Source organism: Microbacterium sp. K41 (assembly GCF_004794395.1).
GTDB lineage: Bacteria > Actinomycetota > Actinomycetes > Actinomycetales > Microbacteriaceae > Microbacterium > Microbacterium sufflavum.
The window spans coordinates 1-11787 of sequence record NZ_SSDO01000449.1 but is presented as its reverse complement, the minus strand read 5'-3'; the positions used below and the strand labels follow the sequence as shown (position 1 = coordinate 11787).

The 11787-nt window shown below is 70.6% G+C and carries 9 protein-coding genes and 1 pseudogene; 6 read left to right on the top strand and 4 right to left on the bottom strand.

Features of this window, described 5'->3' with window-relative positions:
* A pseudogene (locus tag DW309_RS14455) lies at window positions 1-911 on the bottom strand (hypothetical protein); the annotation flags it as partial.
* 118 nt (window positions 912-1029) lie between these two features.
* Between DW309_RS14455 and DW309_RS14450 the strand changes: the two are divergent.
* The 6 genes from DW309_RS14450 to mnhG are packed head-to-tail and all read left to right on the top strand — an operon-like array spanning window position 1030 to window position 7375.
* Window positions 1030-4002 carry a Na+/H+ antiporter subunit A gene (locus DW309_RS14450; RefSeq protein WP_136045763.1) on the top strand — a complete coding sequence of 991 codons (2973 nt, stop codon included), beginning with the start codon at window positions 1030-1032 and terminating at the stop codon, window positions 4000-4002.
* The gene (locus DW309_RS14445; protein ID WP_136033094.1) at window positions 4002-4583 is read left to right on the top strand and encodes a Na(+)/H(+) antiporter subunit C; all 582 of its coding nucleotides are present in this window, start codon (window positions 4002-4004) and stop codon (window positions 4581-4583) included. The genes DW309_RS14450 and DW309_RS14445 overlap by 1 nt, the downstream gene beginning before the upstream one ends.
* Window positions 4580-6133, top strand: coding sequence for a Na+/H+ antiporter subunit D (locus DW309_RS14440; protein WP_136033097.1), 1554 nt, complete (start codon window positions 4580-4582; stop codon window positions 6131-6133). Before DW309_RS14445 ends, DW309_RS14440 begins: the two co-directional genes overlap by 4 nt.
* Complete coding sequence (locus DW309_RS14435) at window positions 6130-6723, top strand: Na+/H+ antiporter subunit E (protein WP_136045762.1); 594 nt, start codon at window positions 6130-6132, stop codon at window positions 6721-6723. The genes DW309_RS14440 and DW309_RS14435 overlap by 4 nt, the downstream gene beginning before the upstream one ends.
* The gene (locus tag DW309_RS14430) at window positions 6720-6989 is read left to right on the top strand and encodes an MrpF/PhaF family protein (protein ID WP_136033102.1); all 270 of its coding nucleotides are present in this window, start codon (window positions 6720-6722) and stop codon (window positions 6987-6989) included. The genes DW309_RS14435 and DW309_RS14430 overlap by 4 nt, the downstream gene beginning before the upstream one ends.
* The gene (mnhG, locus tag DW309_RS14425; protein ID WP_136036515.1) at window positions 6986-7375 is read left to right on the top strand and encodes a monovalent cation/H(+) antiporter subunit G; all 390 of its coding nucleotides are present in this window, start codon (window positions 6986-6988) and stop codon (window positions 7373-7375) included. Before DW309_RS14430 ends, mnhG begins: the two co-directional genes overlap by 4 nt.
* Before the next feature lie 13 nt (window positions 7376-7388).
* Here the strand turns inward: mnhG and DW309_RS14420 are convergent, their stop codons facing one another.
* The 3 genes from DW309_RS14420 to DW309_RS14410 form a co-directional block, all read right to left on the bottom strand.
* Window positions 7389-8150 (bottom strand): alpha/beta fold hydrolase, encoded by a 762-nt coding sequence (locus DW309_RS14420; protein ID WP_136033106.1) that lies wholly within the window; start codon window positions 8148-8150, stop codon window positions 7389-7391.
* Between the two features lie 35 nt (window positions 8151-8185).
* Window positions 8186-10828 (bottom strand): penicillin acylase family protein, encoded by a 2643-nt coding sequence (locus DW309_RS14415; RefSeq protein ID WP_446724764.1) that lies wholly within the window; start codon window positions 10826-10828, stop codon window positions 8186-8188.
* 132 nt (window positions 10829-10960) lie between these two features.
* Window positions 10961-11787, bottom strand: an 827-nt coding sequence (locus DW309_RS14410) for a YhgE/Pip family protein (RefSeq protein WP_168387289.1), incomplete at its 5' end; no start/stop codon positions are given.

Below are 11787 nucleotides of genomic sequence, written 5' to 3'. Positions count from 1 at the left end.
GCCCGCCGCATGCGCACCACCGCGAGGGCGAGGAGGGCGGCGGCCACGACCAGCGCGAGCACCCCCGGCGGCGTCGAGAGCCGGGCCGCGAACAGCCCGGCGTACAGCTCGAGCGACTCCCGCCAGCGCCACGGCTGCACGTAACCGGCGCCCGTGTTCGCGATCCATGCCGAGAACGGAATGCGACAGAGGAAGCCGAGCAGCGTGCCGCCGAACAGGGCAGCGCCGAGCAGCAGCGCGGGCCGCCGGCTCCGGACGGAGAACCCGAGCACGACCAGCACGGCCAGCAGCGGCACCGTGGCCCAGGCCGCGAACAGCGGATTGGTCAGCGTGGACACGGCGGCCGTCGCGCCGAGCGCCCAGAGCAGCACGACCCCGCCGCCCGGGCGGTCGAGGAAGCGCCGGGCCAGACCGACCGCGGCGACCGCTCCGATCGTGGTCGCGGCGTAGTAGGTGGTCGTGAGCGAGAGCGACGCGAGCTCGAGGGCATCGCGCGACGGCGACACCTCGGTGAACACGAGAAGCGCGAACACCCCGAGCGCCGCGAGCGACCACGCGACCGGGGCGGCACCCGCGCGGCGACGACCGGCGACGAGCCGCGCCACGCCGTAGAACCCGAGCAGGTTGACCACCGCGTTCACCGCGAGCAGGCCATCGACGTCGAGCGGCAGCAGCGCGCCGAGGGCGACGTGCACGGCGGACTCCGGAAGGAACAGCACGCTCGACAGCGCCCACTCGCCGACCCCGCCGCCGTCGAGGACCGCGCGCGAGATCAGTCCCACGACCAGGGAATCCCCGTCACGGAAGAGCAGCGAGGAGCGGGGCGATGCGGCGAGCTGACCCGCCGCGACGAGGGCGATCGCGAGGGCCGTGAGCCACCCCGCCAGCTCCCTCCGTGCGCCCCCGTGCATGCGAACACTCTGGCACGTCGCGCAGACCCGCGAACCGCCCGGCCCCATCATCCCGGTAAACTGGACGGACACCGCCCGCCTGAGCCGCAAGGCCGACGAGCCCCGAGGAGCCGCGTATATGCTGATGCTCCTCGCCGTGTTCCTCCTCGGGTCGCTGCTGTTGCCCGTTCTGGTGCGCTGGCTGGGAGCACAGGCTTTCGCCGTCGCCGCGCTCGTCCCCGCCGCCGCGTTCGTGCACGCGCTGGTGCTCACGCCGCAGGTGCTCGACGGCCCCGTGCCGTTCGAGTCGGTGCCGTGGATCCCGCAGCTCGGGCTCTCGCTCTCCATGAACATGGACGTGCTCGGGTGGGTCCTCACCCTGATCGTGACCGGCGTCGGCGCGCTCGTGCTGCTCTACTGCCGCTGGTACTTCCACGACGACGCGGCCGGCATCGGCCAGTTCGCCGGGGTGCTGCTCGGCTTCGCCGGCGCGATGTACGGCCTCGTGCTCACCGACGACCTGGTGATGCTCGTGATGTTCTGGGAGGTGACGAGCATCCTCTCGTACCTCCTGATCGGGCACTACCGCCGCCGCGCCGCCAGCCGTCGAGCCGCGCTCCAGGCTCTGCTGGTGACGACCCTCGGCGGCCTGGTGATGTTCGTCGGCGTCGTGCTGCTCGTCGTAGACGCCGGCACGTCGAGCATCCGCGAGATCCTCGCGCTCGCCCCCACCGGGCCCCTGATCGACGCCGCCATCGTGATGCTGCTGATCGGCGCCATCAGCAAGTCGGCGCTGTTCCCGTTCCACTTCTGGCTCCCCGGTGCGATGGCCGCCCCCACGCCGGTCAGCGCCTACCTGCACGCCGCCGCGATGGTGAAGGCGGGCATCTATCTCATCGCGCGCTTCGCCCCGATCTTCGCGCTGAGCGCCACCTGGCGACCGATCATCATCAGCCTCGGCATCCTCACCATGCTGCTCGGCGGGATCCAGGCGCTGCGCGAGACCGACCTCAAGCGCGTGCTCGCCTTCGGCACCGTCAGCCAGCTGGGGTTCTTCGCCGTCGTGGTCGGCTACGGCACGCAGGCCGCCGCCCTCGCCGGACTCGCGCTCGTGATCGGGCACGCCCTGTTCAAGTCGGCGCTGTTCCTGATCGTCGGCGTGATCGACCGGCAGCTCTCCACGCGTGACATCACCGAGCTCTCCGGGGTCGGACGGCAGGCGCCGGTCATGGCGACCGCGGCCTTCATCTCGGTCGCGTCGATGGCGGGCATCGCGCCCACCATCGGCTTCGTCGCCAAGGAGTCCACGCTCACGGCGCTCCTGGATGACGCGCAGGGCGGCTCGATCTGGGGACTCGTGGCGCTGATCGGCGTCGTCCTCGGTTCCATGCTCACCGCGGCATATGGCGTGCGCTTCCTGTGGGGAGCGTTCTGGACCAAACGCGACGACCGCGGCGAGCGGCTGCCCGACACCGCGTGGCCCGACCCGCCCGTCGGCTTCCTCTCCGCGCCGATCATCCTCGCCGGGGTCACCCTCGCGGCGGGCATCGGCGCCCCCGCGCTCGACATCGCCCTGCAGCCCTACGCGCTCACCGCGAACCCCGGCCTCGACCACGAGGGCGCCGCCGTCGAAGGCCCCGGTCACCTCGCGCTCTGGCACGGGTTCGAACCAGCGCTCGGGATCTCGATCCTCACGGTCCTGCTGGGCATCGGGCTGTTCCTGCTCACGCGACGCAGCGGCTGGGACCGACGCCCGCGCCTGCTGCCCTTCACCGCCGCCGACGCCTACTACCTCGTGATGCGCGGCATCGACCGGCTGTCCGTGCTCAGCACCACCCTCACGCAGCGCGGCTCGCTGCCCGTCTACGTCGGCACGATCTTCGTGGTGTTCGTCGCGGCCGAGGTCACCGCGCTCATCGCGAGCGACATCGACCGCTACCAGCTGTCGCTCTGGCACACCCCGGCACAGCTCGCGGTCGCGCCGATCATGGCCGTCGCGGGCGTGGTGGCGGTGCGCGCCAGGAAGCGGTACACCGGCGTCGTGCTCGCCTCGGTCACGGGTCTCGGCATGGTCGTGCTCTTCGCGACCAGCGGCGCACCCGACCTCGCGCTCACGCAGATCCTCGTCGAGACGGTCACCATGGTCACGTTCGCCCTGGTGCTGCGGCGGCTCCCCGCGCGGATGGGCGAGCACAACGCCTCGGTCAGCCGCATCCCCCGGGCGCTGCTCGGCATCGGCGTCGGCCTCACCATGGCGTTCGTCGCGATCGTGGCCACCCAGTCGCGCGTCGCCGACCCGATCTCGGAGATCTTCCCGCAGATCGCCTACGAGATCGGCCACGGCAAGAACGTGGTGAACGTGGCCCTGGTCGACCTGCGCGGCTGGGACACGATGGGCGAGCTGTCGGTGCTCGTGCTCGCGGCGACCGGTGTCGCCTCCCTCGTCTTCGTGACCCACCGCGCCGATCTGCTCGCCGCCACCAAGACCCTGCCGCGCTCCGTGCGCAAGGCCGCCCGCAGCCGTCCGCTCGTCGAGACCACCGACGGCGTGCGCTTCCAGACGTCCGAGAACCGCAGCGCCCCGCGCGCCTGGCTGGTCGGCGGACAGAAGATGAAGCCGGAGAACAGGTCGATCCTGCTCGAGGTCATCGTGCGCATCCTGTTCCACACCATCATCGTGGTGTCGATCTTCCTGCTGTTCGCGGGTCACAACCTGCCGGGCGGCGGCTTCGCCGGCGGACTCGTCGCGGGCATGGCGCTCGTGATGCGCTACATCGCCGGCGGTCGCTGGGAGCTCGGTGCCGCCGCGCCCACCGACGCCGGACGCCTGCTCGGGGCGGGCCTCATCCTCGCGGTCGGCACGGCCGTGGTGCCGCTGTTCTTCGGGATGGCCCCGCTCACCAGCACCTTCTGGGAGTGGGAGATCCCGGGCATCGGTCACATGGAGTTCGTCACCTCCACGATCTTCGACGTGGGCGTGTACCTCGTGGTGATCGGGCTCGTGCTCGACGTGCTGCGCAGCCTCGGCGCCGAGGTGGACCGGCAGTCCGCGCTCCGCCCCGGTCAGAGCACCGCGATCGACTTCACCTCGCGGACAGGGGGGAACGGCTGATGGACGTCTCCCTGGCCCTCATCGCGATCATGGCCGTGCTCTTCGCGTGCGGCGTCTACGCGATGCTCGAGCGCAGCCTGACCCGGGTGCTGATCGGCTTCCTGCTGCTCGGCAACGCCACGAACCTGCTGCTGCTGATCGTGATGGGCGTGCCGGGCAACGCCCCCTTCTTCGGCACGAACGGCGACCTCAGCGATCCGCTCCCGCAGGCTCTGACCCTCACCGCCATCGTGATCACCTTCGCGGTGTCGGCGTTCCTGCTCGCCCTCATCTACCGCTCCTGGCAGCTCGGCCAGGCCGACACGGTCGAGGACGACGAGGCCGACATCGCCCTGCGCGAGCGCACCGACGCCGACGAAGACCTCATGGACGACGAGTCGGAGACCGACGACGACGAGGCGACCACCGACTTCGTCGGCGTGCAGACCGCGCCCATCACGGTGCTGCACATGCGCGACCATCCCGACATCCACGACGACGCCCCCTACGACTCGCCGTACAGCGCGCAGCGGGAGGACGAACCCGAACCCGAGGCCGACGAGGATCCAGACCACACGACAGACGGGGAGGGCAGGTCATGACCACGCTCGTCCCGCTCCTGGTCGCCCTGCCGCTGCTGGGCGCCGCGGTCACCCTCGTGTTCGGGCGCAATGCCCGTCTCCAGGTGCTCGTCACGGTCGCCACCCTCGCGATCGTCTCGGTCATCGCCGCAGTGCTGCTGGTCGTGGTCGATGCGGGATCCCCGCTCGCGGTCTCGGTCGGCGGGTGGCCGGTGCCGTTCGGCATCGTGCTCTACGTCGACCGGCTCGCCGCGCTGCTCGTGCTCGTGTCGAGCGTCGTGCTGCTCGCGGTCCTCCTCTTCTCGATCGGTCAGGGCGTCGCCGACGGCGCGGACGAGACCCCGATCTCGATCTTCAACCCCTCCTACCTGATCCTCGCGGCGGGCATCTTCAACGCCTTCATCGCGGGCGATCTGTTCAACCTCTACGTCGGCTTCGAGATCCTGCTCGTCGCGTCGTACGTGCTGATCACGCTGGGCAGCACCGAGTCGCGCATCCGCACGGGTGCGGTGTACATCGTGGTCTCGCTCGTGTCGTCGATCCTGTTCCTCGCCTCGATCGCGATGATCTACGGCGCCCTCGGCACCGTGAACATGGCGCAGATCGCCGAGCGCATGTCGGAGCTGCCGCAGGACACGCAGCTCGTGCTGCACCTGATGCTCGTGGTCGCCTTCGGCATCAAGGCCGCCATCTTCCCCGTCTCCTTCTGGCTGCCCGACTCCTACCCGACCGCCCCGGCCCCGGTCACGGCGGTGTTCGCCGGACTGCTGACGAAGGTCGGCGTGTACGCGCTGATCCGCACCGAGACGCAGCTCTTCGCCTCCAACAGCATCGACACGCTGCTGCTCATCATCGCGCTGGCGACCATGGTCGTCGGGGTGCTGGGTGCCGTGGCGCAGGCGGAGCTGAAACGGATCCTGTCGTTCACCCTCGTGAGCCACGTGGGCTACATGATCTTCGGCCTGGCGATCGCGACGCCCGCGGCGATCGGCGCCACCGTGTACTACATCGTGCACCACATCGTCGTGCAGACCACCCTCTTCCTCGCCGTGGGACTCATCGAGCGTCGGGCGGGAAGCACCTCGATCCTCCGGGTGAAGGGACTGCTCAAGATCGCGCCCGTGATCGCGGTGCTGTACTTCATCCCCGCCATCAACCTCGGCGGCCTGCCCCCGTTCTCCGGGTTCATCGGCAAGTTCGCGCTGTTCGAGGCCGCCGCCTCCGTGGGAACGCCCCTGATGATCGTGCTGATCTTCGGCGGCATCATCACCTCGCTGCTCACGCTGTACGCGCTCATGCGGGCGTGGAACCTGGCGTTCTGGCGCGAGGAGGAGGACTCCACCGAGACCGAGGGACGCATCTCCTACCTGACGGGAGCACCCGCGGCCGACGAGCAGCAGGAGACCAGGCGCATCCCGAAGATCATGACGGTCGCCACCGCGGGCATGGTCACCGTCACGGTGGCCCTGACGATCTTCGCCGGTCCGCTGTACGCTCTGTGCGATCGCATCGGGGCTGGCCTGCTGCAGCCGGTCAACCTCGTCCAACTGGAAGACGAGGTGGAGGGATGAGGCCGGAGACGCGGCGCCTGTGGCGCGACATCGGCATGCAGCTGCCGTTCCTCGCCTGGCTGATCGTGCTGTGGATGCTGCTGTGGGCGCAGTTCACCGTGCTCGCGTTCCTGACCGGGCTCGTGGTCGCGATCTTCGTGACGCGCGTGTTCCGGCTGCCGACGGTCGAGCTGTCCGGCCGCGTGAACCTCTGGTACGCCGCGCTGTTCATCGTGCAGTTCCTCTGGGCAGTGCTGCGCGGCGCCCTGTCGGTCACGGTGCAGGTGTTCGACTTCCGCCGGCAGCCGGGCACCGCGATCGTCGCCGTGCCCCTGCGGTACGCGGACGACCTCGTCATGACGCACGTCGCGGTGGTGTCGTCGCTGATCCCCGGTTCGCTCGTGGTGGAGGCCGACCGTGACCGGCGCATCCTCTACCTGCACGTGATCGGCGTGCGCAGCAAGGAAGACGTCGAGGAGCAGCGGCAGGGGGTGCTCGGCTGGGAGAAGCGGGTCGTTCGCGCGCTGGGCGACCCGTCGCAGTACCGCCGCCTCAAGGCCGACGAGCGCGCGGGTCGCATCGATCCGGCCAGGGTGGGGGGTGCCCGATGAACGTGCTGCTCTTGGTGATCATGGCGGTGTTCGGTGTCGCCGCGATCCTCGCCGTCATCCGCATCGTGCGCGGTCCGTCGATCCTCGACCGCGCGGTCGCCGCCGACGTGCTGCTCACCGAGGTCATGTGCGTGCTGGGCGCGGAGATGGCGATCAACGGTCACACCCGCAACATCCCGGTGCTGCTGATCATCGCCGCCGTCGGCGTGTTCGGGTCGATCGCGGTCGCCCGGTTCGTCGCGAGAAGGGACAACACGACGCCATGAACGTGTTCGGCCTGATGATCCCCGACGCCGTGATCGACGTCGCGGTGCTGGTGCTGATCCTGATCGGTGCGCTGCTGTGCCTCTCCGCCGCGGTGGGGCTGCTGCACTTCCGCGACGTGCCGACGCGGTTGCACGCCGCGACCAAGCCGCAGGTGCTCGGGCTGCTGGTGATCTGCGTGGCGATCGCGCTGTCGCAGCGGTCGATCGGCGGCGTGCTGTTCGGCCTGGTGCTGGTCGCCCCGGTGGTGCTGATGCAGTTCGCCACGGCGCCCCTGTCCGCGCACATGGTCGGACGGCAGGCGTATCGCAACGGCACGATCGAGCAGCGCGGGCTCGTGGTGGACGAGCTCGCCGAGTCCAAGCAGACGCCGCCCGCCGCGGGCTGACCTCGCCCGCGCGTCAGGTGCGGTCGGCGAACGCCTCGATCAGGCGTGCGGCGGGTTCGGAGTCGCTGATGAGGGTGCCGTGCCCGTGGTCGGGGATCACGGAGAGCTCCGCGCCGGGGATGGCGTCGAGGATGACCTGACACCAACTCATCGGGGCCAGTGGGTCGTCTTCCCCGCGCAGCACGAGCACGGGGCAGTGGATGCGGCGGAAGGCCTTCTCGGGCTGATGCACGATGGTCGCCCGCATCTTGCGGATCAGGTGCGGACCGCCGCGGAGGTACTCGCGCGCGCCGCGCCAGATGACGAGCGGCCGCTCGCCCACGAGGTCCTGCAGCAGGTAGCGCGCCTGGGCCCCGATGTTGCGCGCGGCCTTGTCGACCGTCGGTCCCGCGAGCACCACCCCCGCCACGAGCTCGGGGTGCCGGGCGGCGAGCTCGGCCGCGATCTGGCTGCCCATCGAGTGCCCGATCACCACCACGGGTTCCGCGTCGACGTGGCGCAGATACGCGGCGACCAGGTCGGCGTGGCGCTGCATGGTGAGGGTGCGCGTGGGCTCGGGCGCTTCGCCGAACCCGGGGAGGTCGAGCGCGATCACGCGTCCGTTCAGCCGCTGGGTGAGGTCGAGGTACACGCTGCGGCCCATGCCGATGCCGTGCAGCAGCAGGTAGGTGTGCGGCCCCTCGCCGAAGCTCTCCGCGATGAGGGTCGCGCCGCCGTGCTCGAACTCCAGCAGCGTCGCGGTCGTCCCCTTCGGGGCGAGATAACTGGAGGGCACCGGTCCACGCTAGCCGAGGAACCTCTGCGGGTCTCTCAGCCGGCGGGGGCCAGGATCAGAGTGTCGCGCGCGGACCGCTCGACCGCGGCCGGTGTGAACGCCCAGGGGCGCTGTACGCCCGAGGCCCAGTCCTCCGTCTGGTCGACGTAGTGTTCGTGGTATGCGTGACCGGAGGCGCCGGTGAGGTGGATCCACGTGGAGGCGTCGAGGTCGTCGAGGTCGACCACCATCCGCATGGAGGGCACGGTCGTGGTGGCGTACGACTCGCCGATGGTCCAGCCGGTCGCGTCCACCACCGATGCGCCGCCGCCGACCGGGTAGGGTCCGCGGTTGAACAGTGCCTCGATCGGGGCGATGCCGGACGAGCCGAACGTGCCGCTGCGGAGCGTGATGGCGTGCAGGTCGCCCCAGTTCCAGCGCGCCGTGTCGGTGCCCTGCAGCGCGGCGAGCTCGTCGTACGCCTCCTCGGCCGACCGGGCCAGCATCTGGGGCATGCCGTCGACGTCGATGCGGTCGTTGCGCCACAGCGGGTCGGACGGGTCTTCGAGCAGGTCGCCGACCACGGTGAACAGCCGTCCCTGGCCGTCGGTGGGCAGGGGCACGGCGCGCTCGGCGAAGAGGTTCTGCACGAGGCGCGACCACAGCACGTTCGCGTACGCGGCGGCCGCGGAGGTCTTGTCGTTCTGCGCGTCCCACGTGCGGAGCAGCTCGACGGCCGTCCGCGGTCCGGTACCGTCGACCTCGACGTCGCCCATGGCGCTGACCAGCTGCTTGCCGATCCACATCTCGCCGTCCATCTGGATGTCGCGCAGGTCCTGCGCGGTCAGCGGCGCGGCGGCCGCGCGGCGCTCGATCAGGTGGGCGATGCGGGCAGCGCGGTACCCCTGGTCCCAGTCGCGCGACAGGAAGTACTCGTAGTCGTCGGTGACGATCGCGTTGTTCGCAGTCACGATGTAGCCGGACGCGGGGTTGTACGCCACGGGCAGCTCCTCGAACGGGATGTAGCCGGTCCAGTCGTAGCCGCTGTCCCACCCGGGCTGTGGCATCCACCCGTCGCCGGCCCCGCGGATGGGGAGCCGCCCCGGCGTCTGGTAGCCGATGTTGCCGTCGACGTCGGCGTAGATGAGGTTCTGCGCCGGAACGTCGAACAGGGCGGCGGCGGCGCGGAAGTCGTCGAAGTCCTGCGCGGTGGAGAGGGCGAAGATCGCGGTCGCGGTGGTGCCGGGATCGAGGGCCGTCCAGCGCAGGCTCAGGGCGTATTCGGCGGCGTCGCTTCCCGGTGGAGCGGGGGCGGTGCCCTCGGCCCGGAGCGCGGGGTCCGGCGCGTCGGCGATCGCGGTGAAGTCGTCGGTGAGGCCGGAGATGATCGGGCCGTGCACGGTGGAGCGGATCGTGAGCTCGATGTCGTCGCCACCAGCGACCGCGATGGTCTCGGTGGTCTCCTCGAGCGGCACGAGCGCGCCGTCGCGCCAGTACGCGTCGCCCTCGATGCGCTCGACGTACAGGTCGGTCACGTCGGTGGTGAGGTTGGTGAAGCCCCATGCGACGCGCTGGTTGTGGCCGATCACGATGCCCGGGAGACCGGAGAACGAGAAGCCCCCCACGTCGAACGGGCAGTCGGCGTCGACCGTCGAGCACTTCAGCTGCACCTGGTACCAGACCGAGGGCAGGGAGGCGCCGAGGTGCGGGTCGTTCGCCAGCAGCGGCATGCCCGACGCGGTCAGCTCTCCCGAGACGACCCAGGAGTTGGAGCCGATGCCCTCGCCGGCGTCTCCGACCAGGACGCTCGCGGCTTCGATCACGTTCGCCGTCTCCTGCCACTCGATCGTGGTGACGGCCTGCTGCACCTCGCCGTCCTTCGGCGGCAGGGTGAACGCGGCGGCGTCTGCGGTGGTGTCGAGCGGCTCCACCGTGGAGATCTGCGGCACGATCACCGGGTTCCGGTCGAACGGGTAGGAGGGGTACAGCTTCGCGAGCAGGGCATGCGTGTCCTCCGGGTCGCCGCCGTCGGCGAGGGCGCCCGCGAGCAGCGCGCGCTCCGTCTCGTCCTCGACGTTGGTGCGGAGGTCCCAGGCCATGGCCTTGAGCCACGCGACGGAGTCGGCCGGCTCCCACGGCTCCGGTTCGTAGTCGGGGTTCTGCAGGCCCAGCACCGCGTACTCGAGCGACAGCTCCGCTCCGGACCGGGACGACAGGTAGGCGTTCACACCGTCGGCGTACGCCTCGTAGTAGCCGCGGGTCGTGTCGTCCATCGCCTCGACCTCGGCCTCGGCGACCTTGCGCCAGCCGAGCGTGCGCAGGAACGCATCGGTGCCGGCCTGGGACGCGCCGAACAGCTCGGCCACGCGGCCCGACGTCACGTGCCGGCGGAAGTCCATCTCGAAGAAGCGGTCCTGCGCGTGCACGAACCCCTGCGCGAAGAACAGGTCTTCCGAGGAGTCGGCGGTGATGGTCGGGATCCCGCTCGCGTCGCGCTGCACGGTCACCTCGGCGGCGAGGCCGTCCAGCCGCAGGGTGCCCGAGGTCTGCGGGAACGAGCGCTGGATGGTCCATGTCACGAAGAACGCCGCGGCCACCGCGATCACCACGATCGCGGCGACGACGAGGAACGCGATGCGCCCGATGCGGACACCGAGCGACGGGCGGGAGGGTGCGGGTGACACCGGCGAAACGGTCATCATCGTCGAGAACTCTTTCGGGTCGCGGTTGGGACTCAGTCCCACCGAGCCCCGGTGCGCGTTTCAGGGCCGCGCTCTCGCATCCTAGCCCGCCCGCGCTCGCCGCGGCACGTCCCGCGGCGAGCGACCGCGTCAGCCGATCAGGCTGGGCTGCAGATCGCGCAGCGTGCGGCGGTGCGTCATGCGCGTCACCCCGATCGCCGCGAGCACGAGGGCACCGACGAGCCACAGCGCGAGCACGGCCAGATCCCACCCGGCGCGGGCGTAGTCGCCGCCGTACATCAGCTGCCGCATCGCGTCGACCACGTAGCCGAGCGGCAGCACGTGGTGCAGTGCGGCGAGCGGGGTGGGCAGCGTCTGCCAGGGGAACGTGCCGCCCGCGGTGACCAGTTGCAGCACCATGAGCACGAGGCCGAGGAACTGTCCGACCGAGCCCAGCCAGACGTTCAGCGCCAGGATGATCGCCGCGAACGTGGCAGAAGCGAACATCAACACCCCGAGCGTGCCGAGGGGGTGGTCGAACGTGAAGCCGAGCGTGAGCGCCAGGATGCCCATGAGCCCGAGCATCTGCACGGCGCCGAGCATGGCGGGTGTGAGCCAGCCGGCGAGCGTGATGCGCACGGGGGAGTGCAGGGCGGTGACGGCGCGGCGTGAGATGGGCTTCACGATGAGGAACAGCGCGTAGATGCCGATCCAGGCCGACAGTGCTGCGAAGAAGGGGGCCAGTCCGGCGCCGTAGTCCTCCGCGGACGCCACCTTGTCGCTCGACACCTTCACGGGGTCGGCGATGGTGTCGGCCTGCTGGCTGCGAAGCTCCGGGGTGGACTCCGGGATCTGCTGCACCCCGTCGGCGAGGCCGTCGCGGAGTTCGACGGTGCCGGACGAGAGGGTGGCGAGACCGTCGCGCAGCTGGGCGGCGCCGGCGTTCGCGGAGGCGGCGCCGGTCGCGACCGTCCCCG